Annotated in this window: 18 protein-coding genes; 7 read left to right on the forward strand and 11 right to left on the reverse strand. The window is 73.9% G+C overall.

Annotation, left to right across the window (positions count from 1 at the left end; all coding sequences use genetic code 11):
- Positions 1-26: 26 nt before the first annotated feature.
- A complete protein-coding gene (locus BR85_RS10930; protein WP_028496570.1) occupies positions 27-1,721 on the forward strand; it encodes an ABC-F family ATP-binding cassette domain-containing protein in 1,695 nt (564 codons plus the stop codon).
- A gap of 10 nt (positions 1,722-1,731) precedes the next feature.
- Here the strand turns inward: BR85_RS10930 and BR85_RS10935 are convergent, their stop codons facing one another.
- The gene (locus tag BR85_RS10935; protein ID WP_028496571.1) at positions 1,732-2,136 is read right to left on the reverse strand and encodes a GreA/GreB family elongation factor; all 405 of its coding nucleotides are present in this window, start codon (positions 2,134-2,136) and stop codon (positions 1,732-1,734) included.
- A gap of 141 nt (positions 2,137-2,277) precedes the next feature.
- On the opposite strand from BR85_RS10935, the gene BR85_RS10940 reads away from it, so the two are divergent.
- Together BR85_RS10940 and BR85_RS10945 are read left to right on the forward strand one after the other, a co-directional pair.
- Positions 2,278-7,011: an ATP-dependent helicase gene (locus BR85_RS10940; protein WP_036272819.1), complete on the forward strand. Its 4,734-nt coding sequence runs from the start codon at positions 2,278-2,280 to the stop codon at positions 7,009-7,011.
- Entirely contained in the window at positions 7,004-7,777 is a 774-nt protein-coding gene (locus BR85_RS10945; protein WP_028496572.1) for a DNA-formamidopyrimidine glycosylase family protein, read from the forward strand. The genes BR85_RS10940 and BR85_RS10945 overlap by 8 nt, the downstream gene beginning before the upstream one ends.
- 153 nt (positions 7,778-7,930) lie before the next feature.
- Here BR85_RS10945 and BR85_RS10950 read toward each other — a convergent pair whose 3' ends face one another.
- Entirely contained in the window at positions 7,931-8,587 is a 657-nt protein-coding gene (locus BR85_RS10950; protein WP_028496573.1) for a YitT family protein, read from the reverse strand.
- A gap of 96 nt (positions 8,588-8,683) precedes the next feature.
- Between BR85_RS10950 and BR85_RS10955 the strand changes: the two genes are divergently transcribed.
- Together BR85_RS10955 and BR85_RS14950 are read left to right on the forward strand one after the other, a co-directional pair.
- Entirely contained in the window at positions 8,684-9,091 is a 408-nt protein-coding gene (locus tag BR85_RS10955; protein ID WP_028496574.1) for a transferase, read from the forward strand.
- A 50-nt stretch (positions 9,092-9,141) separates the two neighbouring features.
- Positions 9,142-9,726, forward strand: coding sequence for a thermonuclease family protein (locus BR85_RS14950; RefSeq protein WP_051526302.1), 585 nt, complete (start codon positions 9,142-9,144; stop codon positions 9,724-9,726).
- 29 nt (positions 9,727-9,755) lie between these two features.
- Here BR85_RS14950 and BR85_RS10965 read toward each other — a convergent pair whose 3' ends face one another.
- Entirely contained in the window at positions 9,756-10,154 is a 399-nt protein-coding gene (locus BR85_RS10965) for a DUF1304 domain-containing protein (protein ID WP_276523358.1), read from the reverse strand.
- A 32-nt stretch (positions 10,155-10,186) separates the two neighbouring features.
- Here BR85_RS10965 and BR85_RS10970 point away from each other — a divergent pair, with 32 nt between their 5' ends.
- On the forward strand, positions 10,187-10,921 hold the full coding sequence (locus BR85_RS10970) for a LysR family substrate-binding domain-containing protein (protein ID WP_036272822.1): 735 nt from the start codon (positions 10,187-10,189) through the stop codon (positions 10,919-10,921).
- Between the two features lie 295 nt (positions 10,922-11,216).
- On the opposite strand, the gene BR85_RS10975 is transcribed toward BR85_RS10970, so the two are convergent.
- From BR85_RS10975 to BR85_RS10990, 4 genes are all read right to left on the reverse strand, one after another.
- Positions 11,217-13,694: a CHAT domain-containing protein gene (locus BR85_RS10975; RefSeq protein ID WP_028496577.1), complete on the reverse strand. Its 2,478-nt coding sequence runs from the start codon at positions 13,692-13,694 to the stop codon at positions 11,217-11,219.
- A 53-nt stretch (positions 13,695-13,747) separates the two neighbouring features.
- The gene (locus tag BR85_RS10980; protein WP_051526303.1) at positions 13,748-15,430 is read right to left on the reverse strand and encodes a S8/S53 family peptidase; all 1,683 of its coding nucleotides are present in this window, start codon (positions 15,428-15,430) and stop codon (positions 13,748-13,750) included.
- Between the two features lie 63 nt (positions 15,431-15,493).
- A complete protein-coding gene (locus BR85_RS10985; protein WP_231478675.1) occupies positions 15,494-15,967 on the reverse strand; it encodes a hypothetical protein in 474 nt (157 codons plus the stop codon).
- On the reverse strand, positions 15,957-16,598 hold the full coding sequence (locus BR85_RS10990; RefSeq protein WP_092896993.1) for an RNA polymerase sigma factor: 642 nt from the start codon (positions 16,596-16,598) through the stop codon (positions 15,957-15,959). Before BR85_RS10990 ends, BR85_RS10985 begins: the two co-directional genes overlap by 11 nt.
- A 115-nt stretch (positions 16,599-16,713) precedes the next feature.
- Between BR85_RS10990 and BR85_RS10995 the strand changes: the two genes are divergently transcribed.
- Positions 16,714-17,439: a glutamine amidotransferase-related protein gene (locus tag BR85_RS10995; RefSeq protein ID WP_028496580.1), complete on the forward strand. Its 726-nt coding sequence runs from the start codon at positions 16,714-16,716 to the stop codon at positions 17,437-17,439.
- On the opposite strand, the gene BR85_RS11000 is transcribed toward BR85_RS10995, so the two are convergent.
- The 4 genes from BR85_RS11000 to glgX form a co-directional block, all read right to left on the reverse strand.
- Positions 17,393-18,277, reverse strand: a complete 885-nt coding sequence (locus BR85_RS11000; protein WP_231478677.1) for a TspO/MBR family protein — start codon at positions 18,275-18,277, stop codon at positions 17,393-17,395. The genes BR85_RS10995 and BR85_RS11000 overlap by 47 nt on opposite strands.
- 96 nt (positions 18,278-18,373) lie before the next feature.
- Entirely contained in the window at positions 18,374-20,107 is a 1,734-nt protein-coding gene (treZ, locus tag BR85_RS11005) for a malto-oligosyltrehalose trehalohydrolase (protein WP_028496581.1), read from the reverse strand.
- Positions 20,108-20,258: 151 nt separating this feature from the next.
- A complete protein-coding gene (treY, locus tag BR85_RS11010) occupies positions 20,259-22,694 on the reverse strand; it encodes a malto-oligosyltrehalose synthase (RefSeq protein WP_081782760.1) in 2,436 nt (811 codons plus the stop codon).
- Between the two features lie 4 nt (positions 22,695-22,698).
- On the reverse strand, positions 22,699-24,909 hold the full coding sequence (gene glgX / locus BR85_RS11015; RefSeq protein WP_028496582.1) for a glycogen debranching protein GlgX: 2,211 nt from the start codon (positions 24,907-24,909) through the stop codon (positions 22,699-22,701).
- Between the last annotated feature and the right edge of the window lie 40 nt (positions 24,910-24,949).

Consider the following 24,949-nt stretch of genomic DNA (forward strand, 5'->3'; position numbering starts at 1 on the left):
AGTGCACCCACCGACACGGAGACACCATGCCCACCACCCTCACCTCCGCGGTCACGCTCGACCGCCTCACCTTCACCTGGCCGGACGGCACCGTCGCCCTGCGCGGGCTGTCCGGCGCGTTCGGCGCGGGACGCACGGGCCTCGTCGGCCGGAACGGCTCCGGCAAGACGACGCTGCTGAAGCTCATCGCGGGAGCGCTCGAGCCGACCGGCGGAACGCTCGCCCGCGTCGGCGCCGTCGATCTGCTGCCGCAGCAGCTCACCCTCGACGTCGGTCTGCGGGTCGCCGAGGCGCTCGGGGTCGCGCGGGCGCTCGACGCGGTGCGGGCCATCGAATCGGGGGACGTCGACCCGCGCCACTTCGACGCGGTCGGCGACGACTGGGATGTCGAGGCGCGCGCGACCGCCGCCCTCGCCGAGGCGGGCCTGCCCGCCGACGCGCTCGATCGCCGGATCGGCGAGCTCTCCGGCGGTGAGGGCGTGCTCGCGGCCCTCGTCGGCGTCCGACTGCGGGCGGCGCCGATCGCCCTCCTCGACGAACCCACGAACAACCTCGACCGCGACGCGCGGCGGCGCGTGCACGACCTCGTCCGCGCGTGGCGGGGCACCCTCATCGTGGTGAGCCACGACACGGCGCTGCTCGACCTCATGGACGACACGGCGGAGCTGTACGACAACGAGCTCTCGGTCTTCGGCGGCCCGTACACGGCATGGCGCGCATGGCTCGACGCGGAGCAGGCCGCGGCGCGGCAGGCCGAGGCGGCGGCCGCGCAGCTCGTGCGGCGCGAGAAGCGCGACCGCATCCATCAGGAGTCGGTGCTCGCCACCCGCGCGGCGATGGGTCACAAGGCCCAGGTGGAGAAGCGGGTGCCGGGGATCGTCGCGAGCGCCCGCAAGCGCGCAGCGCAGGTCTCCGCGGGGCGGCTGCGGGTCGAGGCGTCCGGGAAGGAGGCCGCGGCCCGGGCGGCGCACGACGCGGCGGAACGGCGCGTCCGCGACGACGACGCGGTCCGCATCGACCTCCCGGACCCGGCGGTCTCGGCGGGCCGGCGCATCGCGACCCTGCGCGACGCGTCACGGTCGTGGATCGTGCAGGGGCCGGAGCGCGTCGCCCTCATCGGACCCAACGGCGCCGGGAAGACGACGCTGCTCGAGCGGCTCGTCGCCTCGGCGGGTCCCGCGGCGGGCGGGGAGGCGGGTCACAACTCCGCCTCAGCACCCGCGGACGCACCGGACGAGGCCGCACGGACCCCGTCCAGGCGGAGTCATGACACACCCGGCCCGTCGGCCGAGGCGCACACCGACCGGATCGGCTACCTGTCGCAGCGGGTCGACGGGCTGGATGACGCGGCCTCCGTGCTCGAGAACGTGCGCACGGCCGCGCCGGGCGTCGGCGACGTCGAGCTGCGGAACCGGCTCGCGCGCTTCCTCATCCGCGGTGACGCCGCGCTCCGGCCGGTGGCGGCGCTCTCCGGCGGCGAACGGTTCCGCGTGGCCCTCGCCCGGCTGCTGCTGGCGGACCCGGCGCCGCAGCTGCTCATCCTCGACGAGCCGACCAACAACCTCGACCTCGACACGGTCGACCAGCTGATCGGCGCGCTGGCGGCCTACCGCGGCGCGGTGCTCGTGGTGAGCCACGACGACGCGTTCCTGCGCCGTCTCGGCGTGGACCGGACGCTGGAGCTGCGGGCGGGGTCGCTGACGGAGGTGAGCCTCGGGTGAGCGGGCCGGGTCAGGCGTAGGGGACGGCCGCGACGACGGTGACGGCGAGCGTCGCGCCGTTCGGCGCCTCGAACGTCACGCTGTCGCCGACCGAGCGGCCGGTGATGGCCGCGCCGAGCGGCGAGGTCGGCGAGTACACGTCGACGTCGAGGCCGGCGTCCTGCCGGACGAGGTCGCGGCTGCCGAGCAGGAACGTCTCCGTGGAGCCGTCGCGCTCGAAGCGGACCGTCACGGTCATGCCGGGCTCGACGAGGCCGTCGTCGGGCTTCGTGCCCACCTCGGCACGGCGGATCAGTTCCCGGACCTCCATGGCCCGGGCGCGGTCGAGGTCGCTGTCGGTGAGGGTCGCGAGCTCGGCCTCGAGCGCGGCGAGGGTCGCGGGGGTCATCCACACGGTCTCGGTCTGGTCCTGCATGGCTGCTTCTCCCTCCCGCCGGCGGTCGACGGCGAATCCCCCACCATAGCCCGGACCGCGCGCGGTCGGGCCGAAACGCACGAAACCGCCCGCCGACGCAACCCCCGCCCGTGTGTCGGCGGCCCGGGGGAAGATGGGGTCATGGCCCATGTTCTCGAGCGGTTCGGTCCCGCCACGCAGGACTGGTTCCGCTCCGCCTTCGCGCGCCCGACCGACGCGCAGACGGGGGCATGGGATGCCATCTCCGCCGGCCGCCATGCGCTCGTCGTCGCGCCGACCGGCTCGGGCAAGACGCTGTCCGCGTTCCTCTGGGCCATCGACCGCATCTTCCACGACAAGGATGCCGCGCCGGCCCCGGTCAAGAAGCAGAAGAGGAAGAAGGAGGACCGGGCGCCGCGCACGCGCGTCCTCTACATCTCGCCGCTGAAGGCCCTCGGCGTCGACGTCGAGCGGAACCTGCGCTCCCCGCTCGTCGGGATCGGGCAGTCCGCGCGGCGGCTGGGCATCGCCGTCCCCGAGGTCACGGTCGGCGTGCGCTCGGGCGACACGACGTCCGCGGATCGCCGGAAGCTCGTCGCCGACCCGCCCGACATCCTCATCACTACCCCCGAGTCGCTGTACCTCATGCTCACCTCGCAGGCCGCCGAGACGCTCCGCGGCATCCACACCGTCATCGTCGACGAGGTGCACGCCGTCGCCGCCACCAAGCGGGGCGCCCACCTGGCGGTCAGTCTCGAGCGGCTCGACGACCTGCTCGAACGGCCCGCGCAGCGCATCGGGCTGTCCGCGACGGTCCGGCCGATCGACGAGGTCGCCCGCTTCCTCGGCGGCGCCGCCCCCGTCGAGATCGTCGCGCCGCGCGCCACGAAGGCGTTCGACCTGTCCGTCGTGGTGCCGATCGACGACATGCTCAACCCTCCGCCGCCGCCCGGTGCCGAATCGACGCCCCCGGCGACGGACGACGATGGCGACGGGGACGGCGACGGCTGGTACACCCCGCCGCAGGCGACCGAGATCACCGGCTCGGTGTGGCCGCACGTCGAGGAGGCCATCGTCGACCGCATCCTCGCGCACCGTTCGACGATCGTGTTCTCCAACTCCCGCCGCCTCGCCGAGCGGCTCACCGGCCGCCTCAACGAGATCTATGCGGAGCGGCTCGGCCTCGACCTGCCCGGTCCGGCGACACCCGCGGCCATGCGGGCCCACGCAGCGGAGGCCGGCGCGACCGCGGGCGCCGACCCCGTCCTCGCGAAGGCGCACCACGGCTCGGTCTCGAAGGAGCAGCGCGCGATCGTCGAGGACGAGCTGAAATCCGGCGTGCTCCGCTGCGTCGTCGCGACCAGCAGCCTCGAGCTCGGCATCGACATGGGCGCCGTCGACCTCGTCATCCAGGTCGAGGCGCCGCCGTCGGCGGCCTCCGGGCTGCAGCGCGTCGGCCGCGCCGGCCACCAGGTCGGCGAGGTCAGCCGCGCCGCCCTCTTCCCGAAGCACCGTGGCGATGTGCTGCACACCGCCGTCGTGACCGAGCGGATGCTGTCCGGCCAGATCGAGGCGATCTCCGTCCCGCAGAACCCGCTCGACATCCTCGCCCAGCAGACCGTGGCGGCGTGCGCGACCGGGTCGGTCGACGTGGAGGGCTGGTACGAGACCGTCAAGCGCTCGGCGCCGTTCCGTTCCCTCCCCCGCTCCGCGTACGAGGCGACCCTCGACCTGCTCGCCGGGCGCTTCCCGTCCGACGAGTTCGCGGAACTCCGGCCCCGCGTCATCTGGGACCGCGACCAGGGCACCCTCACCGGCCGCCCCGGCGCGCAGCGGATCGCCGTCACGAGCGGCGGCACGATCCCCGACCGCGGCCTCTTCGGCGTCTTCGTCGCCGGCGAGACGCGCAACGCCCGCGTCGGCGAGCTCGACGAGGAGATGGTCTACGAGTCCCGCGTGAACGATGTGTTCACGCTCGGGACGACGAGCTGGCGGATCGTGGAGATCACGCACGACCGGGTCAACGTCCTCCCGGCGTTCGGGCAGCCCGGGAAGCTCCCGTTCTGGCACGGCGACGGCCTCGGCCGTCCCGCGGAACTCGGCGAGGCGCTCGGCAAGTTCTCCCGCGAGGTCTCCGCCGCGACCCCGGAGAAGGCGACGGCGCGACTGCGCGACTCCGGACTCGACGACAACGCGATCGGGAACCTGCTGGCCTACCTCGCGGAGCAGCGCGAGGCCACCGGGAGCCTCCCGACGGACAAGACACTCACCGTCGAGCGGTCCCGCGACGAGGTCGGCGACTGGCGCGTCATCCTGCATTCCCCGTACGGCATGCACGTGCACGCGCCGTGGGCGCTCGCGGTGAACGCGCGCATCCGCGAGCGTCTGGGCGTCGAGGGGTCGGCGGTCGCGAGCGACGACGGCATCATCGCGCGGGTGCCGGATGCCGAGACCGAGCCGCCCGGCGCCGAGCTCTTCGTCTTCGAACCCGACGAGCTGGAGCAGATCGTCACCGACGAGGTGGGCGGGTCCGCGCTCTTCGCCTCGCGGTTCCGGGAGTGCGCCGCCCGCGCCCTCCTCCTGCCCCGGCTGAACCCGAACCGGCGGTCGCCGCTGTGGCAGCAGCGGCAGCGGTCGGCGCAGCTGCTCGAAGTGGCCAAGAAGCACCCCACGTTCCCGATCATCCTGGAGACCCTGCGCGAAGTGCTGCAGGACGTCTACGACCTCCCGGCCCTGCTCCGCATCGCCCGCTCGATCGGCGACCGCCGTATCCGGCTGGTGGAGACGACGACCAGCCAGCCCTCCCCGTTCGCCCGCGACCTGCTGTTCGGCTACGTCGGCGCGTTCATGTACGAGGGAGATTCGCCCCTCGCCGAGCGCCGCGCCGCCGCTCTGTCGGTCGACCCGGCCCTGCTGAGCGAACTCCTCGGCAAGGTGGAGATGCGGGAACTCCTCGACCCCGGCATCATCGCGCAGTTCGAGCGGGAGGTGCAGCGCCTCGACCCCTCGCGGCGCGTGCGCGGGCTCGAGGGCGTGGCCGACCTGCTCCGCCTCCTCGGGCCCCTCGACGCCGCGGAGGTGGCGGCGCGCCTCGAGCCCGACACGACGGCCGTGGACGATCCCGGCGGCGAGCCGGCGGCACGCGCCGCCGACGCCGCGCCGGTCGGGACCGCGCAGGCTCTTCTGGACGACCTCGTCGAAGCCCGCCGCGCCATCCGCGTCACGATCGCCGGCGCCGCCCGCGTCGCGGGCATCGAGGACGCCGGTCGCCTGCGCGACGCGCTCGGCGCGGCGCTGCCGGTCGGCATCCCGACGGCGTTCCTGGAGCCCGTCGTCGACCCGCTCAGCGACCTCGTCGCCCGGCACGCCCGCACGCACGGGCCGTTCCGCACCGCCGACGTCGCCGAACGTCTCGGCATCGGCGCCGCCGTCGCCCGCCAGGCGCTGCAGCGTCTCGAGTCGCAGGGGCGGATCGCGAGCGGGTTCTTCCTGCCCGAGCGGTCGGATGCCGGTGGCTCCGACGACCTCGAGTGGTGCGACAGCGAGGTGCTCCGGCGGCTGCGGCTGCGCTCCCTCGCTGCGATCCGCGGCGCCGTGGAGCCGGTCTCCCCGGAGGCGTTCGCGCGCTTCCTGCCGGTCTGGCAGCACCTCGCCCGGCCTCTCGACGGGGTGGACGGGGTCCTCGCGACCATCGAGCAGCTGGCCGGGGTGCCGCTGCCGGCGAGCGCGTGGGAGTCGCTCGTGCTGCCCTCGCGGGTCACCGGGTACACGCCGGCCATGCTCGACGAGCTGACCGCGACCGGCGAGGTGCTGTGGTCCGGGCACGGGTCGCTCCCCGGGCGGGACGGCTGGATCGCGCTGCACCCGGCCGACACCGCCGCCCTGACCCTCGCCCCACCGGAGGAGGAGCCGACCCCGTTCGAGCAGCGGATCCTCGACGCCCTCGCGGCGGGCGGCGCGTACTTCGCGGCGCAGCTCGTCCCCATGATCGGCGCGGAGAACGAGCAGTCCGTCGTCGAGGCGCTGTGGAACCTCACGTGGGGCGGCCGGGTCACGAACGACACCTTCGCGCCGGTCCGGTCGCTGCTCGGCGGGGGCTCGCAGGCGCACCGCGTCGCACGCCGCACGCCGCGCAGCCGCATGTTCCGGGGGACGCCGCTGGCGGCCGCACCCCGCACCGCGCCGCAGCGTCCGCAGCTCGTCGGCGGCCGCTGGTCGCTGCTGCCGGCCGCCGAACCCGATCTGGCGCTGCGTGCGGCCGCGGCCGCGAGCCTCCTCCTCGAGCGGTACGGCGTCGTCACGCGCGGCTCCGTGCAGGCCGAGGGCCTCCCGGGCGGGTTCGCGCAGGCGTACCGCGTGCTCGCCGGTTTCGAGGATGCCGGGCACTGCCGCCGCGGATACTTCATCGAGAAGCTGGGCGCCGCGCAGTTCGCGACCTCGGCCACCGTCGACCGGCTGCGCGAGTTCGCGGCCGTCGCCGATCCCGCGCCGCTCCTCGCACGCACGCTCGCGGCGACCGACCCCGCCAACCCGTACGGCGCCGCGCTGCCGTGGCCCGCGCTGGACGGCGTCGCGCACCGCCCCGGGCGCAAGGCGGGCGGCCTCGTGGTGCTCGTCGACGGCGCCCTCGTGCTGTACCTCGAACGCGGGGGCCGCTCGGCGCTGGCGTTCACCGACGAGGAGGACGTGCTGACCGCCGCGACCCGCAGCCTCGTCGAGACCGCCCGCGCCCGGCGCCTGGACACCCTCACGATCGAGCAGGTCGGCGGCGCGTTCGTCTACGGCACGCCCGCGGGCCGCGCCCTGCGGGATGCCGGGTTCGTCGAGTCGGCGCGCGGGCTCACGCTGCGACGCGTGACGGCGGGCGCCCGCGCCGCCGCGGCGGGCCATGCCTGAGGGCGACACCGTCTTCCGGACGGCCCGGAACCTGCACGACGCGCTCGCCGGCGGCGAGGTGACGCGCTTCGACATCCGCGTCCCCGGCAGCGCGACGGCCGACCTCACCGGCGAGCGCGTCCACGAGGTCGTGCCGCGCGGCAAGCACCTCCTCATCCGCGTCGGCGCGCACACGCTGCACTCGCACCTGAAGATGGAGGGCGAATGGCACGTGTACCGGCCCGGGGGACGCTGGCGGAAGCCCGCCTTCCAGGCGCGCGCGATCGTCGGCACGGCCCGCGCCGAGGCGGTCGGCTTCGAGCTCGCGATGGTGGAGGTGCTGCCCACCGCCGACGAGGACCGCATCGTCGGCCACCTCGGCCCCGACCCGCTGAGCCCTGACTGGGACGCCGCCGAGGCGGCACGGCGGCTCCGCACCGATGACCGCGCCGTGCACGTCGCGCTCCTGGATCAGCGCAACGTCGCCGGGTTCGGCAACGTCTACGCGAACGAGCTGCTGTTCGTCCGCGGCATCCTGCCCACCACGCCCGCGTCGCAGGTGGACGCGGCGGGCCTCCTGGAGACCGGCGCGCGCATGATCCTCCTCAACCGCGACCGCAGCGGCCGCACCTTCACCGGCGACAACCGGCCCGGCCAGCGGATGTGGGTGTACCGGCGCGAGGGGAAGCCGTGCCGGCGGTGCGGGACGCTCATCCGCGCCGCGCAGCTGGGCGCGAGCGCGACCAGCGAGCGCAACGTGTTCTGGTGCCCGTCCTGCCAGCGCTGACCCCGGCCGCGCGGCCGGCGCGCCGATTCGGCGCGGGGCGCGAGGCGATCCGCAGGATCCGATGTGACTCCTGGGGCGGATGAGTGGTCACTGGCCCCACCAGTCACACCCGATCCTGCCGTTCGCACGGCACCCGCCGCGGCGACCCCCGGTTCAGCGGCCGATGTAGCGGCCCGGGCGGTGGTTGAGCGCCAGGACGAGGTTCAGCAGTACCGCCCCGGCCGCGCTCATGAGCACGTTCGGCCACGGCACGACGAGCAGTGCGATCAGGATCACGAGGACGTCGAACAGCATGAGGGTCCATCCGGCACGCACGCCCGTGCGCTCCTGGATGAGGAGGCCGACGACGTGGATGCCGCCGACGCTGCCGCCGTGGCGGAACAGGATCAGCATCCCGATGCCGGCCAGCAGATTCCCGGCGAGCGTGCCGTACAGCGGCTGCAGCCGCTCGATCGCGAAGAAGGTCTCGTGGACGAGCGCGAACCCGGACACCAGCGCGATGCAGATGACGGTGCGGATCGTGAAGTCCCACCCCTTCTTGACCACCGCGAGCACCGCGAACGGGATGTTGATGACGGCGAAGAGCACCCAGAACGGCCACGGTGTCGCATAGCCGAGGAGCAGCGACAGCCCCGCGGTGCCGCCGGTGACGGCCTCCGAGGCGTGCAGCAGGTGCAGTCCCAGGGATGCCGCGAAGGTGCCGGTGAGGATGCCGAGCACATCGTCGGCGAGCGTGTGGGGCGCGGTGGTCCCCTCGAAGACGAGGGAGGGTCCGGTCGTCGTCTCGGAACCGCCGGAAGGATCGCTCATCAGCCCATCCTGACAAATCCCTATGGACCTGCGGAACGGGGGCCCGCGGGGAATGCCCGACCCCCTGACACGGTTGTCATTCATCTAGGAGGACCAGTGGGCAAGAACTACGTCGACATCGAGAACGACCGGGGCGAGACGCTGCGATACCGCAAGCACGTCAACGGGCGGGGCTTGATCGCGAACGGCGCCAAAGTGCACCCGACCGCGCTCGTCGAACAGGGTGCGTACGTCGAGCCGGGCGTGCAGGTCGCCGCGGGCGCGCACATCGGCCGCGGGGTCTGGATCGAGCCGGATGCCGTCATCGGCCCCGAGGCGGAGATCGCGCCGCACGCGCACATCGGCCCGGGTGCCGCGATCGGCGCGCGCGCCAAGATCGGCGTCCGCGCGTACGTGGGCGCGAACGCCCGCGTGGCGGTCGGCTCCCTGATCCGCGACGACGAGAGCGTCGGCGAGAACGAGCGCGTCGCCACCGATCCGCGCGGCCTGCGCCTGGCGGCCTGACCGCCCGCAGTCCCCCGAACGACGTCACCGGCCGCCGCTAGCATCGGCGGATGGCACGGCGTCCGCACCCTCGCGCAGGCCTCTTCGGCGTGCTCGTGCTCGCCGCCGCGATCCTCGTCGCCGCGTGTGTCGCCGAGGAGCGCCGCTCCGGACCGGACGCGGCACCACCGAGCGTCCCCGTCGCGATCCAGCCGCCGCCCCGGCCCGCCGACGCCATCGCGATGACGATGGAGTACGCCTACGACGGCGACACGATCCGGGCGCGTCCCGTGGATCGGGCAACTCTCCTCGGGTCGACGGATGCCGTGCGGGTGCGGATCATCGGCATCGACGCCCCGGAGGGGACGCCGACCCTCGAGTACGGCGCGGATGGGGCGCGCGATCACCTTGCCGGCCTGCTCCCCGAAGGAGCGCGGGTGTGGGCGGCCGTCGAGGCGGAGCCGCAGGACCGGTACGGCCGCCGGCTGCTGCACCTGTGGACCGATGACGGCCGGTTCGTCGCGGGTGAGCTCGTCGCAGCGGGCCAGGCGGCGGCGCTCCGCGTCCCCCCGAACGTGACGCATGCCGCGCTCCTCTCCGCCCTCGAGGCCGACGCGGGGACGGCCGGGCGCGGGCAGTGGTCCGCGTGCCGGTGACGGGGCTCGACGCGGGGGCGGCCCGCGGCTCAGGCGAAGAGCATCAGGACGAAGCCGATGAGCGGCAGCGTGCCCTGGATCAGTGCGGGCCGCAGGTACTTCGCGCCGCTCGTGGTCAGCACGAGCGCGGCGGCGAGCATGGAGCCCAGGCCGAACAGCACGAGCGTCCGGCCCGCGACATCGGCGACCGTTCCCGCTCCGCCCGCCCAGAACAGGGCGAGCCCGATGATGACGCCGATCGCGAGGAACAGGTTGTAGAAGCCCTGGTTGTACGCGAGCGGTCGGGTCGTCTCGGCCGCCGCCTGGTCGGGCACGCCGAACCGCTTCCACACGCGCGGCTGGGTCCACTGGATGCTCTCCATCACGAAGATGTACACGTGCAGCAGAGCGGCCAGGGCCGCGACGACCGTCGCGATGAGGGGCACCATGAGCAGACGATAGCGCGGCTACGCTGAAACCCATGGCGGCAGGCGGAGGTTCTCAGCGGGGGCGCGGCCGACCGGCGCGGCCCGGCGCCGTCCGGCGGAAGTCTCCGCAGGGCGCGCCGCGGCCGGTCAAGACCCCGAAGAAGCCCGAGCCGGTCGAGGCGACATCGCTGCCCGCGGGGCCGCTCCGGCTGGGGACGATCCCCGGCGCGACCGTCGGCTCGTGGATCGACCGGTGGCAGGAGCGGATGCCGGGCATCGCGGTCGAACTCGTCCCGCTCTCCGTCGCGACGCAGCTCGACGCGCTGCGCGGCGGCGGGGCCGATGTCGCCCTGGTGCGTCTTCCCGTGGACGGGGCGGCGCTGCACGTCATCCCGCTGTACGACGAGCTGCCCGTCGTCGTCTGCGCCGCCGATTCGCACCTCACCGCCGCCGACGAGCTGACCCTCGCCGATCTCGCGGGTGAGATCCTCATCGTCCCGGAGGACGACGTGCTGGCTGTGCACGTCCCGGATGCCGTCGCTCCCGCCTTCGCGCCGCCGGAGACGACCGCGGACGCGATCGCCACGGTCGCGGCCGGCGTCGGGATCGTGATCGTGCCGATGTCGCTGGCGCGCCTGCACCACCGGAAGGACGCCGACCACCGCGTCCTGACCGACGGGCCGACCTCCACCGTCGCCCTGGCGTGGCCGCGCGATGAGGCCTCCCCGCTCGTGGACGCCTTCATCGGCATCGTGCGCGGGCGCACCGCGAACTCGTCGCGCTCCTGACCCGCCGGGCGTCGCCGGCCGGACCGGGGCGTCGCCGTCCGGCCCCGGCCGGTGGCCGGACCGGGGCCGATGGCATCCCCCAATGCCACCGGCCCCTGGACGGGCGTGAACCCCCGGACGGCCGTCCTCGGAATGACTCACCAGCGCGCCCCCAGCAGGGCGGCGATCCCCCAGAGGTGATCGGGGCGGGATCCAGCCGATCCGCCCGCACTGTCGTTCCATGCATCAAGAGCAGTCCGCACCCACCCTGATACACGCGCCGCGGAATCGGCTGCGGCGGCGAGGAGCGAGGCGATCAGAGGCCGTCGCCGTGCGCCTGGAAGGGCGCGAGGATGCCGGTGCGCGCGGTCGCGTCGGCGAGCGCGTCGGCGGGCCGACGACCCGCCGCGAGGCCTTCGTGCATGGCCGCGAGGAGTTCGCAGGCCTCGTCGTCGGCGACCACGACCGGGGCGGCGACGACGCACCGGGCGCCGGCGTGCAGCCACGACCGCGTCATCCCCACCGCCTCCTCCCCCCAGCGCACCGCCGAGCGGCCGACCTCGCAGGCCGACAGGACGACGGTGGCCGGGACGCGCGGCATCCGGTCGATGTCATAGCCGAACAGCACGCCGTCGGCGAGCTCGAGACCGGAGAAGAGCGGGTTGTCCACGGCGTGCCGGCCGTGCGCGGCGACGTGCAGCAGGTCCACCTCGCCGCCGAGCGCCGAGACCGCATCGGCCGTCGCGTCGCCCCCGCGCAGCAGGGGCGGTGAGGGCCACGCGGATGCCGCGCGGGCGACCTCTTCCTCGCCGCGGGCGACGCGCGGGCCGGCGGCGAACCCGGCGCTCGTGATCGGCGCGGCGGCGGAGCGGCCGCGCACCCACCGCGTCACCGAGCCGGCCAGGGTGAACGCGCGGCCCTGCAGCGCGGGCAGCATCCCCCACGGCAGTCCGGCGAGGACGCCCGGCGCGGTCAGCACGAGGCGCCGGGCAGCGGTGCGCCGCAGCGGTCCGTCGAGCAGGGCTGCCGACAGGGCGGCGAGCCGGGCGTCGAGCCCACGTCGGATCACGGCGACCATCGGGCCGGAGCGCACCGACGCCGCGACGTCGAGGTCGGAGCGGAGGCCCGCCAGCGCGGTGCGCGCATCGTCCCATCCCGGCAGGGGGACGACGGCCTCCGCGTCGCGGGTGACGACGAGGCAGTGCATGTCCTTCCCGCTGAAGACGAAGGAGAGGACGGCGGTATCGGCGTCGAGCGTCGCCCGCACCGCCCCGAGGCCGACGCGCTCCTCGACGCCGCGCGCGCCGGTCGTCGTCCACTGGCGCTGCCGGAGCCGCTCGCCGAGCTCGACGGCGCGGGGGTCGGACAGCCAGTCGGCTCCGGCGAGATCCGCGCGCAGGACGCGCAGTTCGGCGAGGTCGCCGGCGAGCTCCGGGTCGGGCGGCGGGCGCAGCGGCAGCACCTGGATGCTGAGGTGCCGGGCGCGCTCGGACCACTCGAAGACGACATCGGGACGGCCGGACTGCACGGCGGCGTCGAGGCCGGCGAGCATGAGCCCGCTGCCGTGCATGACGAGGGAGGTCTGCAGGTCGAGGCTGCCGAAGGAGGCCTGCGATGCGGCGAGCTCATCGAGGCCGCGCGCCGCGTGCCGGCGGGTCTCGGCGACACGGCCGGCGCGGAGGGCGCGTGCCGCGCGGACCTCGTCCGCGAGGAGGCGGACCTCGACCGATGCGGATGCCGGCAGTCGCGGCAGCCGCCCGGCGGGGGCGTCCCGCCGTGCGCGCCACAGCTCCTGCGCGAGCCGCAGGGCGGCGGCGTCGCTGCGCAGCCCGCCGGCATCGAGGACCCGGGCGACGCGGCGGACGTCCTCCGGCGTCGGGCGGCGGCGCATCTCCGGGAAGCGCCGGCCCGCGCGGTCCAGCGCTCCCCCGGCGAATGCGGCGCGCTGGAGGATCGCCTCGGCCCGCGCGGCCCAGAGCCGGTTGCCGAGCCGCTTGAACCGGCGGGCCGCCGCGCGGGCGGTGGCGGCGGCCCGGGCGGTGTCGTGCCGGAGCAGCGAGCGCGCGAGGTGGAACTCGGCCTCGCCGCGGGCCTGCGGCATCCGGTTCTCGCCGAAGACGGATGCGGCGCGTGCCAGCAGCCGCTCCGCCTCGGTCACGAGGCCGGCGTCGCGGAGCACCTCCGCCCGGTCGACGTCGCCGATCGCGGCGTTCGCGGGTGAGGCCGCGGCGATCGCGGGTCGCGCCGCGGCCATCTCCCGCATCGCGCGCACGATGTCGCCGCCGAGGAGGGAGACGTAGCCGAGGTTGTGCTGGGCCTCGGCGACGTCCACCGCGTCGCCGTGCTCCGCGAAGGCCGCGACGGCCTCCTCGAGGTCGGCCGTGCTGGCGACGAGGTCGCCGCGCTGCATGAGCAGCACGCTGCGGTTCATGCGGATGTTGGCCACCGCCACGGGATCGTCCGGGATGGTGGAGATGGCCCGTTCCAGCCACACGAGCGCCTCATCGAGCCGGCCCTGATTGGCCAGGAGACTCCCGAGCTGCCCGGCCAGCACACCCCGCGTGTGGGCGCTCAGCCCGTCCGCGGCGACCGCGTCGCGGCACAGTCGTTCCGCGGCCTGCGGGTCGCCGGTCTGAACGAGGACATAGGAGAGCGTCCCGGCGATGCGCGCAGCCAGATCGGGGTCGACGGCGGCCGCCGCCGCCTGATCGAGCACACGCCGCGCGTCGGCGTAGCGGCGCTCGTTCGTCAGACGGAGGCCCCGTCGGTGGAGCTCGTCCGCGGTGGGGGTCACCCTGACAGCATGCCCTGCCTCGCGCCCCCTGCGCGACGATTCCGGCGCCGGCCTCAGTCCGGGGCGATCACCGCCTCCGCCGCCTTCGCGATGCCCGCCACCGCGTCCTCGGCCTTCTCCGGTTCGGCCGGGAGATCGGTGAGGGCCGCCGCGATCCGGCCCGCCACGAGCGGCGCCGCGAAGGAGGTGCCGCTCCAGACGGCGAACCCGCCGCGGAAGTCCTCGGGGCCGATCGTGAGCCGGCGGCGCCCGTACTGGTCGTCGCGCGCCGTCGCCTGGATGCCGCCGCGGAAGTCGGGGATCGTGCTGACGACGCCGGCGCCCACGGCGTAGGTGCGCACCCACGGGCCGACGTTGGAGAACAGCGCCGTCGTCCAGCCGTTCGGGTTGAGCGCCCCGACGGAGACGTGCGCGGCGCCGCCGTCCGGCAGGATCCCGTTGTCGGACCCGGGCCACGGCCACAGCGACGCCGGGAACGTCGGCCGGTCGATCGCGTCGTTCCCGGCCGAGACGACGACCGCGGTCCCGAGCGCGCGGAGCGCGGCGAGCAGGTCGTACAGGTCGCGGGTGTATAGCCCGTCCTGCGGGGTCTCGTGGTAGTACCCGAGCGACAGGTTCAGCACGTCGACCGGTCGCCCCCCGCCCTGCCCGGTGCGGTACCGGTGCACGAGCACGCCGAGGTCCTCGATCACCCGCAGGAGCGCCGACTCCTCCACGATCCCCAGCGCGTCGGCCACACGGATCGCCAGGATGTCGGCATCCGGTGCCGCCTGCCGCACGATGCCGGCGATGAACGTGCCGTGCCCGGCGACGGGGTCGAGTTCGCCGTCGAGCGGACCGTAGAGGTCGGGGTACACCTCCGGGTCGGCCTCGTCGGTGAGCCCCAGAGGGCGTCCGTCGATCTGCACGTCCCGGTCGACGATGTCGTCGGGCAGCCAGGAGTGGACGCCCGCGCCCGTGTCGAGCACGGCCACCACCGCGCGACGGCGCCCCTTCGCCGGCTCGGTGCGCACGAGCGGCGGGCCCACCCACGCGACGGGCTGCCGCCCGCCGAGGCCGGCTTCGCCGTACTCGCCGACGGGATTGGACTTCGTGTAGGGGTTCGACTTCGTGTACGGGTTCGACTTCGTGTACGGGTTGGACTTCGTGTACGGGTTGGACTTCGTGTACGGGTTCAGCCCGACGGGGTCGACGGTGAGCAGGTGGTCGAGGCCGACGCGGTCGAGGCCCGCGGCCCGCAGCGTCGCGGCGGCGTCCACGCGGCCGTCCCGGGACCGCACCGGATCGCCGCCGAGGGCGTCGCGCCGCACCTGCTGCAGCACGCGCCAGGCGTCCGGCAGCGCGGGTGAGACCCCCCGGTCGCCGTCCGGCGTCGTGAGGCGCACGCGGATGACGACCGGTGCACCGGGAAACCGCGGCTCCGGCGGCGGCGCGTCGTCGTCCGTCTCGCTGCCGTCCAGCGCCTCGCGCTCGACGCCCCAGCCGAACGCACCCGCCGCACGGCGGACCCGCTCGAGGTTGTCGGGCAGCAGCGCTCCCTTCTCCCCGCCGGAGAGGAGGAGCCGATCGGGCACGTACGCGGTCTGGAACGCCTCGATCCCGTCCAGCGGCTCGGTGCCGGGGTCGAGGACGGTGCCCTTGACGACCGAGCCGCGGGCCCGGTCACGCCACGACCACCCCTTCGGCTGCGGGCCCGGTTCGGGCGGAGTCTGCTCGTCGGGGATGTCGGCGACCATGGTCGCTCCTCTCCTGGTCGCGTGGCGCGACGTCGTGGTGTGGACTCGGGGGTGGTGCGGCCGTCAGACCTCGAAGCGCGGCGTCACGACGTCCGCGGCGGTGCCCGGCACGGGCGATGCGGCGAGGAGGATGCGCAGCCGCGAGACGCCGGCGGGCACATCGTCGAACGCGAAGCGTCCGCCCTCCGGGACCGTCGGGAAGGTGGCGCGGTCCTGCACGAGCTCGACCCGGAGGGCGTCGCCGTCGACCCAGCCGTCGATGCGGCGGGCTCCGGATTCGGCGGCCGTCACATGGATGAGCACGTTGGTCGTGCCGTCGCTGAACTGCAGGGTCAGCATGTCGGCGTCGCCCCGCACGGCGGCGAGGCGGTCGCTCTCGACGAGGGTGAGCAGGGCGTACTCGCGGGAGAGGTCGGCCGTCGCGACGGCGGCGACCATCCGGTCGACGAGGTCGGCGGGGACCGGATCGACCGCCTCCCACGTGCGCCGGAGGGCGCGGAACAGTGCGGCATCCGCCGCGGGCATCTCAGAGGTCACGAGTATCCCCTCTCCATCCATCCGCCAGCAGGGCGGTGCGCAGCTTGCCGAGGCAGCGCTGCCGGGTCGGGCCGATCGAGCCGATCGGCATGGCCAGGTCCTGGGCGATCCGGGCGTAGTCGGGGCGGTCCTCGAACGCCACGATCCGCAGGAGGCGGCGGCAGCGGTCGTCGAGTCGGCCCACGGCGCCCCAGATCCGGTGGTCGCGGTCGGCGACCTGCGCGAGGTCTTCGGCGGAATCGGCCGGGGGCAGTCTCGGTTCGAGGTCGACGGTGTCGGTCGCGCGGACGCGCTGATGCGCCCGCCCCGCACGCCACGCCTCGCGGCGGGCGCACGTCGTGAGCCACCCGGCGACGGCCCGCTCGTCGGCGATCGTCTCGTGACGCTGCACGAGCGTGATCCACGTCGCCTGCACGACATCCTCGGCCAGCATGTGCTCGAGACCGTACGCGCGCACGACATGCCACAGGACAGGCGTCATGATGCGCACCAGTTCGTCCATGGCGCGGGGGTCCCCCTCCCGCCAGCCGTGGAACGCCGTGGCGGCGCGCTCCCAGATCGTCACGGGTGCGCCGAGGTCCCCGTCGCCCTCCGACGGATCTCGGACGGGCGGCGGGTCGGCATCGGTCATAGCGCCCATTCTTGCCACATGGACAGGAGCCTGGCGAGACCCCTGTGATACATCACGGGCCGACCGGGTCCGGCGTCCCCTCCCCGGTGCACGCCGATCCACCTAGACTCGGCGCATGGCACCGCTCGTATACGTCTGCGTCCGTCCGCAGCTGGGCGCCGCCGCCGCCGAATACGAGTCGTTCCGCTCCGGTGCGCGATTGGGCGACGGCGAGCTGGACCAGCTGGATCTCGTGCGACACGAGCTGCCGGAGGACGCCTTCGAGCGCTGGCGCGGATTCGTCGTGGGGGGCAGCCCGTTCAACGTCACCGACCCCGAATCGACCAAGACCGACGTGCAGCGCCGGCTCGAGGGAGCGCTCGCGCGGATCGCGGAGCGTGCGGCCGACGGACGCACGGCGGCCCTCTTCACCTGCTACGGCATCGGGATCGCGACGCGGACCCTCGGCGGGAGCGTCACGCGGGCGTATCCCGAGGACACCGGCCCGACGACGGTCTCGCTGACCGACGACGGGTCACGGGACGCGCTGTTCGGCGGCCTGGCGAACACGTTCACCGCACTGACGGCGCACAAGGAGGGGGTCGCACAGCCTCCCGCCGGGGCCGTCCTGCTCGCGACGAACGAGGCGTGCCCCGTGCAGGCCTACCGCGTCGGCGACCGGCTGTACGCGACGCAGTTCCATCCGGAGCCGACGGCGCAGGCCTTCACGGAGCGGATGGCGGTGTACCGCGACGACGGGTACTTCGCCGCCGGGGACTACGACGCCATTGCGGCGCGGGTGCTCGCGGCCTCGCTCACCGAGCCCGCCCGGATCCTGCAGCGGTTCGCGCAGACGTTCTGACGCCGTCGCCGTCGGGGCGCCGGTCGAACTCGCCCCGCCCGGGCCGACCCGTGACGATCATGATGATCGGCGCGAGCACGACGACGGCTGCCGCGATCCATGCGGCGACGGCGATCGTCATGGATGCCGGTTCGTCCGTCGCCCGGGCGATGCCGATCCACATGAGCCCCCAGCCGGCGGCGAGGCCCGGGGCCAGGCGGCCGCGGGTGCCGTACGCGAGGGCGACGCCGATGACCGTCACGACGACGAGCACAGCGATCGCCACGGGGACCGCGGCATCGCCCCAGGACGCGGGGGCGACGTCGGCGGTGAGCCACGCCGTCACGTTCGCGACGGTCGCCAGGGTGACCCAGCCGAGGTGGAAGCCGACGGTGAGGTCGGTGAAGACGACATCCGACACCCGCTGCGGAGGGCGCACGACGAGCACCCGGATCGTGGCGGCGAGGGCGATGAGGAGCAGGACGATCGCGATGACCGTCGCCAGGAGGTTCAGATACTGGGCGGCGAGCAGCCAGAAGCCGTTGAGGACCGCGGTCAGCGCGATCCACCAGCCCGCGTAGCGCTGCCGCTCCCGGGCCCGCTGGGACGGCAGCGCCTGCCACACGGCGTACGCGATCATCAGGACGTAGATGAGGCTCCAGATGGAGAACGCGGGACTGCCGGGAGCGAGGTAGGTGGAGTCGGCGGCGAGGTTCCCGTCCTGCAGTTCGCTGACGTCGGTGCCGCCGAAGAAGCCGGAGCCGAACAGGGCGGCGACGAGCATGAAGCTCACGGCGGAGATGACAACGATCTGCCGGACGAGGTCGGCAGGAAGCGGGGGGCGATGGTCGTCGGGCATGCCGGCACGCTAACCGCGCGGACCGCGGGGCGGGAGGGGGTTGACAGCTTTGGCGAGCGGGCGCGGGCTGGGCGCGGGGCGGGCGCGCCTGGGCCGTCAGGCCGGTCCGACGATGACGGCGGAGTCCGGGGCGAGCACGAGCGCCCCGCCGTGTCGCTGCGGGTCCGCCGTCGCGAGCCACACCGCGGCGCCGCCCAGTGGCGCCTCCCACGGCACGGCGGAGAGGTTCACGAGCACGCGCGCGGCGCCCCGGTCGAGTTCGTACACGCGTCCGCCGATGGCCTCGGCCGACGCCGCGCCCCCGGAGCCGAACGCCGGATCGGTGAGCTCGGGCCGCTCACGCCGCAGGCGCGCGAGGTCGCGGTACAGGGCGAGAAGGCGCGCATGGTGGCCTTCGGATGCCTCGTCCCAGTCGAGCTTGGACCGCGCGAACGTGGCCGGGTCGTTGGGGTCGGGGACGAGCGACTCGTCCCACCCCATGGCGGCGAACTCCGCCTTGCGGCCGTTCGCCGTGGCCGCGGCGAGTTCGGGTTCGGGATGCGACGTGAAGAACTGCCACGGGGTGGAGGCGCCCCACTCCTCTCCCATGAAGAGCATCGGCGTGCCGGGCGTCGTGAGGGTGAGCACCGCCGCGACGGCGAGCCGGTCGGCGGACAGGGTCGCCGAGAGGCGGTCGCCGGCGGCACGGTTGCCGATCTGGTCGTGATCCTGCGCGAACGTCACGAGACGCGAGGTCGGCACATCCGCGGGGATCGGCGCGCCGTGGTCGCGGCCGCGGAAGGAGGACCACGTCCCGTCGTGGAAGAACCCGCCCGTCCACACCTTCGGCAGGGCCCCGAGGTCGGCGAAGTCGGCGTAGTAGCCGTCGGTCTCCCCGGTCAGGGCGACGTGCACGGCGTGGTGCCAATCGTCCGCCCACTGCGCGGCGAGCCCGTGGCCGCCGGCCTCGCGGGGCAGGATCATGACGGGGTCGTTGAGGTCGCTCTCCGCGATGAGCGACAGCGGGCGGCCGAGGTGGGCGCTCAGGGCGTCCACCGCTTGGGCGATCTCGCGGAGGATGTGCACGGGGCTGTCCTGGCTCTCGTGCAGCGCGTGCACGGCATCCAGGCGCAGCCCGTCGACGTGATAGTCGCGGATCCACATGAGGGCGTTGCCGACGATGTGGTCGCGGACGGCGCGCTGGTCGAGGTCGAGGCTCGACCCCCACGTCGTCTCGACGCCGTCGCGGAGGTAGGGGCCGAACTCGGGCAGATAGTTGCCGGAGGGTCCGAGGTGGTTGTAGACGACGTCCTGGATGACGGCGAGACCGGCCGCGTGCGCGGCGTCCACGAAGCGCTGATAGGCGGCGGGGCCGCCGTAGGTCTCCTGCACGGCGTACCAGAGCACCCCGTCGTAGCCCCAGTTGTGCGTGCCGTTGAACGCGTTGACGGGCAACAGCTCGATGTGCGTGACGCCGAGGTCGGCGAGGTGCCCGAGCCTGCCGATCGCGGAATCGAGTGTGCCCTCGGGGGTGAACGTGCCGATGTGCAGCTCGTAGATCAGGCCGCCGGCGAGCTGGCGCCCGGTCCAGTGCCGATCGGTCCACGCGAACGCGGCGGGGTCGTGGTGCGCCGACGCGTCGTGCACGCCGCGCGGCTGCCGCCGCGACCGGGGGTCGGGCCGGAGGTCGTCGCCGTCGCCGAGCACGAAGCCGTACTCGTCACCGTCGGCCAGCACGGCGTCGCCCTCCCACCAGCCGTCGCCGTCTGCGCGGCGGGCAAGCTCGAGGTCGGCCCGGCCCGGACGTCGCAGCCGCACGCGCTCCGCGCGCGGCGCCCATACCTCGATCATCGTCGTCCTCCCGGGGGGTGCGGCGTGCCGGAGTCCCGGCATCCCGTCGTCATCTCGGACCGGTCGTGCGATCCGGCGCCGGTGTGGTGCCGTGCAAACGGCAGGATCGGCTGTGGCTCCTGTGACTGCCGAGCCTCACCGGCCACACTGGTCACACCTGCTCCTGCGGATTGCTCCCGGCGGCGGCTGATGCCGCGTTGCCGAATGCCGTGTCCGCGGTGCCGGATGCCGCGCGTGCGGCGCCGGATGCCGCTTCGGCGGCGGGGCGCAGGAGGGCCACGGGGTAGGTCGCCAGGACCTCGGACAGCGGCGCCTCGCCGCCGGCGTGCCGGCGTCCGGTCAGCTCGTCCCGCCATTCCCCGGGCGGCAGGAGCAGGACGGTGTCGCCCCAGCCGCCGCGGGCGGCGAGGCCCACCGGAAGCCGGGTCGCGACCGCGATCGCGCCGCCGCGGTCGAACGCCACGGCGTGGCCGGCGGCGGGTCCCGCGGCCGGGAGCGGGGTATAGCGGGTGAACAGGTGGGGCCGGTCGCGGCGGAGCCGCAGCGTGCGGGAGGTCACCAGCAGCTTGGCGGCGCCGGACTCGTCGATCTCCGGCGTCCAGCCGCCGTCGATCCGGGCGAGCAGGTCGCGGCGGACCGTGTAGTCGACGGGGCGGCGGTTGTCGGGGTCGACGAGGGAGAGGTCCCAGAGCTCCGTGCCCTGGTAGACGTCGGGGACGCCGGGTGCCGCGAGCTGCAGGAGCTTCGCGGAGAGCGCGTTCGAGCGCCCGAAGCCGACGATCTCGCCGGCGAAGGACTCCACGAGCTCCCGCGCTGCGCCGAACGCGGCATCCACGACGGCGTGCACGCGCGCTTCGAAGGCGGCGTCCAGGTCCGCCCAGGTCGTGTTCTCCGCGGATTCCCGTGCCGCCTTCTCCGCGTAGGCGTGCAGCCGGCCGGGGGATGCGGGCCACGCCCCGACGATCGCCTGCCACAGCAGGGCATCGAACGGCCCGTTGCCGGTGGAGGCGACCGCGCGCAGCCGATCGAGCGTCTCCGCCCAGCGCTCCGGCAGCTCAGCGAGCACGGACAGCCGCGCACGGACGTCCTCGCTGCGCTTGGTGTCGTGGGTGGACAGCGCCGTCGAGGCGTGCGGCCAGCCGGACTGCCGCATCCCTGCTGCGGCATGGAACCCGTCGACGTCGAGGGCGAAGACCGACGGGTCGCCGCCGACCTCGGTGAGCGTCCCGAGTCGCGTGTACCGGTAGAAGGCGGTGTCCTCGACGCCCTTGGCCATGACCGGGCCCGTGGTCTGCATGAACCGGGTCGCGAGCTCGCCGTGCGGGTCGGCGACGATCAGGTCCGCCACGGCGGCGGCGCGTGCGGCCAGGTCGGGGCGGCGCCGCGCGGTCTCCGCGACGGCGTGCTCGAGGTGGCCGGCACCGGCGGGGAGGTAGGCGCGGTAGACCGGGAAGTTCGCCAGCAGCTCGGCCAGCGCGTCGACGGCGTCGGCGTCGCCCGCACCTGCGAGCTCGGCGGGCAGCAGCCGGACGAGGCGCCGCACCTCGGCGTGCTGCGCGGTGTCGGCGATCGCGCGCTTCGTGTCGTGGATGAGGTCGGCGTACGAGGTCACCGGCGCCATCCCGCTCTCCGCGCGCAGTCGCGCATCGAGGGCGTCGAGGACCGGGGCGCCGGCGGGGTCGACGAGCACGCGGTCGATCTCGGCCATGGCGTCGTAGCCCGTCGTCCCGGCGGTCGCCCACCAGCCGGGCAGCTGTTCGCCGTGCTCGAGGATCTTCTCCACGACGACGTGGGCGTCGCCGGTCAGCTCGGCGAGGCGGGTGAGGTACCCGCCCGGGTCGGCGAGACCGTCGGGGTGGTCGATGCGGAGGCCGTCGACGAGGCCGTCCCGGAACCAGCGCCCCACCTCGGCGTGCGTAGCCGCGAAGACGGGCTCCCGCTCGACGCGGACGCCGGCCAGGCTCGTCACCGTGAAGAACCGGCGGTAGTTCAGGTCGGCGTCGCGGCGCCAGTGGACGAGCTCCCAGTGCTGGCGCTGCAGCACGCCCCGGATGTCGTCCGCGTCCGCGTCGAGCGAACCCGGGGCCAGGGGCAGGGCGGTGTCGAAGTAGCGCACGACGCCCGCCTCGGCGTCGACCGTCAGCTCCCCCGCCGCGAGGACGTCCTCGATCTCCGCGCCGAGGATCGGCAGCCGCAGCCGCCCGGAACCGTGCGCCCAGTCGACGTCGAACGCGTCCGCGTGCCGGGAGGACCGCCCGTGCGTCAGCACGTCCCACCACCAGGCGTTGCGGGAGGGGTCGGCGACGCCCATGTGGTTGGGCACGATGTCGACGAGGATGCCGAGACCCGCGGCGCGGGCCGCACCGTGGAAGCGGACGAGTCCCTCCGCCCCGCCCCGGGCCGGGTCGACCCGTGACGTGTCGACGACGTCGTAGCCGTGGTCGGAGCCGGCCGCCGCCTCGAGGATCGGCGACAGGTACGCCCAATCGACCCCCAGCGCCCGGAGGTAGGCGGTCACGTCGGCCGCGGCATCCAGGTCGAAGTCGGCGCGGATCTGGAGACGATAGGTCGAGACCGGATGCGTCATGGCGTCAGTGGGGCAGCTCGATCTGGGGCGCGTGGGCGGGGATCGTGTCGATGGGGGTGGTCCGCGCGGCGAGCGAGGCGGCCACGGAGTGATCGACGTCGGGCTCGACGGCCTCGTAGTCGCGCAGCACGACGAGCGACTTCGACGCCAGGCTCAGCACGTGGCCGCCGTCGCGCGGTTCCCCGTCGATGAGGTCGCCGGACGTGTCGATGACGACCTCCCAGCGGGGTCCGAGGTCCACCGTCGGGATCGTGAAGTCCACGCCCTCGTCGCCGGCGTTGAAGAAGATCAGGAAGTGCCGGTCGCTGATCTCCTCACCGCGGCGGTCGCGCTCGCGGATGCCCTCGCCGTTGAGGAAGACCCCGACGGCGCGGCCGAAGCCGCTGTCCCAGTCCTCCGGCTGCATCTCGGTGCCGTCCGGGCGCACCCACGCGATGTCGGGGACGGGCGAGCCCTCCTCGCGCCGGATCGGCCGGCCGTTGAAGAACCGGCTGCGCCGGAACGTCGGGTGGTCCCGGCGCAGCCGCGCGAGCGCGGCCGTGAACTCGACGAGCGGCTGGTCGACGCTGTCCCAGTGCACCCAGGTCAGCTCGTTGTCCTGCGCGTAGCCGTTGTTGTTGCCCTTCTGGGTGCGGCCCAGCTCGTCGCCGTGCGCGATCATCGGCACCCCCTGGCTGAGCAGGAGCGTCGCGAGGAAGTTGCGCTGCTGCCGCGCCCGGAGCGTGAGGATCTCGGGGTCGGTGGTGTCGCCTTCCACGCCGTGGTTGTACGAGCGGTTGTGCGATTCGCCGTCGTTGCCGTTCTCGCCGTTGGCGTCGTTGTGCTTCTCGTTGTACGACACGAGGTCGCGGAGGGTGAACCCGTCGTGCGCGGTGACGAAGTTGATGGATGCCACCGGACGGCGCCCCGAGTGCTCGTACAGGTCGGCCGATCCGGTGAGCCGGGAGGCGAACTCGCCGAGCGTGGAGGGCTCACCCCGCCAGAAGTCGCGGACGGTGTCGCGGTACTTGCCGTTCCACTCGGTCCACTGCGGAGGGAAGTTGCCGACCTGGTAGCCCCCGGGCCCGATGTCCCACGGCTCGGCGATGAGCTTGACCTGCGAGACCACCGGATCCTGCTGCACGAGCTCGAAGAAGGCGGCGAGGCGATCGACCTCGTAGAACTCCCGCGCCAGGGTCGCGGCGAGGTCGAAGCGGAAGCCGTCGACGTGCATCTCGAGCACCCAGTAGCGCAGCGAGTCCATGATGAGCTGCAGCGTGTGCGGGTTGCCGACGTTGAGGCTGTTGCCGGTGCCGGTGTAGTCGGTGTAGTACCGCTTGTCGTCGTCTTCGAGGCGGTAGTACGCGATGTTGTCGATGCCCTTCATCGACAGCGTGGGGCCCATGTGGTTGCCCTCGGCGGTGTGGTTGTAGACCACGTCGAGGATGACCTCGATGCCGGCCGCGTGCAGCGCCCGGACCATGCCCTTGAACTCCTGCACCTGCTGCCCGCGGTCGCCCGCCGATGCGTAGGTGTTCTGCGGGGCGAAGAAGGCGATCGTGTTGTAGCCCCAGTAGTTCGACAGGCCCTTGTCCTGCAGCGTGGAGTCGTTGACGAACTGGTGCACCGGCATGAGCTCGATGGCGGTCACGCCGAGCTTCTTCAGGTGGTCGATGATGGCGGGGTGGCCGATGGCGCTGTAGGTGCCGCGGATCTCATCGGGGATGTCGGGGTGCAGCTCGGTGAGCCCCTTGACGTGGGCCTCGTAGATGAGCGACTCGGCGTAGGGCGTCTTCGGGAGGCGGTCGCCGGCCCAGTCGAAGAACGGGTTGACGACGACGCCCTTCATCATGTGGGGCGCGGAGTCGTCCTCGTTGCGGGAGTCCGGGTCGCCGAACGTGTAGCCGAAGACCGACTGCCCCCACTCGACCTCGCCCTCGACCGCTTTGGCGTACGGGTCGAGGAGGAGCTTGCTCGGGTTGAACCGCTGCCCCTGCGTCGGGTCTTCGGGCCCGTGCACGCGGTAGCCGTAGCGCTGGCCCGGCTGCACCGTCGGCAGGTACGCGTGCCAGACGTACGCGTCGACGTCGCGCAGCTCGACGCGCGTCTCCGCGCCATCCTCGTCGAAGAGACAGAGCTCGACGCGCTCGGCGCACTCGCTGAACAGCGCGAAGTTGGTGCCGTTCCCGTCGAAGGTCGCCCCCAGCGGATAGGCGGAACCGGGCCAAACCTGCATGCAGACCTCCTGAGTCGTGACGACAACCCTACTTCGGCCG

This window comes from Microbacterium sp. UNCCL10 (genome assembly GCF_000746195.1).
Lineage (GTDB): Bacteria > Actinomycetota > Actinomycetes > Actinomycetales > Microbacteriaceae > Microbacterium > Microbacterium saccharophilum.

Excerpts from the sequence above, each read along its gene's own strand:
- BR85_RS10940 (WP_036272819.1), top strand. The coding sequence starts at position 2,278 with ATGGCCCATGTTCTCGAGCGGTTCGGTCCCGCCACGCAGGACTGGTTC.
- BR85_RS14950 (WP_051526302.1), top strand. The coding sequence starts at position 9,142 with ATGGCACGGCGTCCGCACCCTCGCGCAGGCCTCTTCGGCGTGCTCGTG.
- BR85_RS10930 (WP_028496570.1), top strand. The coding sequence starts at position 27 with ATGCCCACCACCCTCACCTCCGCGGTCACGCTCGACCGCCTCACCTTC.
- BR85_RS10965 (WP_276523358.1), bottom strand. The coding sequence starts at position 10,154 with ATGGTGCCCCTCATCGCGACGGTCGTCGCGGCCCTGGCCGCTCTGCTG.
- BR85_RS10995 (WP_028496580.1), top strand. The coding sequence starts at position 16,714 with ATGGCACCGCTCGTATACGTCTGCGTCCGTCCGCAGCTGGGCGCCGCC.
- BR85_RS11000 (WP_231478677.1), bottom strand. The coding sequence starts at position 18,277 with ATGCCCGACGACCATCGCCCCCCGCTTCCTGCCGACCTCGTCCGGCAG.
- BR85_RS10990 (WP_092896993.1), bottom strand. The coding sequence starts at position 16,598 with ATGACCGATGCCGACCCGCCGCCCGTCCGAGATCCGTCGGAGGGCGAC.
- glgX (WP_028496582.1), bottom strand. The coding sequence starts at position 24,909 with ATGCAGGTTTGGCCCGGTTCCGCCTATCCGCTGGGGGCGACCTTCGAC.
- BR85_RS10945 (WP_028496572.1), top strand. The coding sequence starts at position 7,004 with ATGCCTGAGGGCGACACCGTCTTCCGGACGGCCCGGAACCTGCACGAC.
- BR85_RS10950 (WP_028496573.1), bottom strand. The coding sequence starts at position 8,587 with ATGAGCGATCCTTCCGGCGGTTCCGAGACGACGACCGGACCCTCCCTC.
- treY (WP_081782760.1), bottom strand. The coding sequence starts at position 22,694 with ATGACGCATCCGGTCTCGACCTATCGTCTCCAGATCCGCGCCGACTTC.
- BR85_RS10935 (WP_028496571.1), bottom strand. The coding sequence starts at position 2,136 with ATGCAGGACCAGACCGAGACCGTGTGGATGACCCCCGCGACCCTCGCC.
- BR85_RS10970 (WP_036272822.1), top strand. The coding sequence starts at position 10,187 with ATGGCGGCAGGCGGAGGTTCTCAGCGGGGGCGCGGCCGACCGGCGCGG.
- treZ (WP_028496581.1), bottom strand. The coding sequence starts at position 20,107 with ATGATCGAGGTATGGGCGCCGCGCGCGGAGCGCGTGCGGCTGCGACGT.
- BR85_RS10980 (WP_051526303.1), bottom strand. The coding sequence starts at position 15,430 with ATGGTCGCCGACATCCCCGACGAGCAGACTCCGCCCGAACCGGGCCCG.